Below are 239 nucleotides of genomic sequence, written 5' to 3'. Positions count from 1 at the left end.
CATTGGCGGGGCGGGGGTCGCGCGGGGCTATCTGAACCGCCCCGAGCTGACAGCCGAGCGGTTCATCGCCAGTCCCTTTGTGGAGGGCGATCGGCTGTATCGCACGGGGGATCTGGCGCGGTACCTGCCGGATGGCAATCTGGAGTTTCTGGGGCGCATCGACGAGCAGGTCAAGATCCGGGGCTTTCGCATCGAGCCGGGCGAGGTGGCCGCGCACCTGTGCGCACATGCATGGGTGC

At 67.8% G+C, this 239-nt stretch carries 1 pseudogene; it reads left to right on the top strand.

What is annotated here, in order from left to right:
• Positions 1 to 239: pseudogene (locus AB3X94_RS42355) on the top strand (non-ribosomal peptide synthetase module); the annotation flags it as partial.

It is taken from the genome of Paraburkholderia sp. BR10923, assembly GCF_040948765.1.
Lineage (GTDB): Bacteria > Pseudomonadota > Gammaproteobacteria > Burkholderiales > Burkholderiaceae > Paraburkholderia > Paraburkholderia youngii.
Note: the sequence above shows the minus strand (reverse complement) of the source record. Positions and strands in the feature narration are given on the sequence as shown.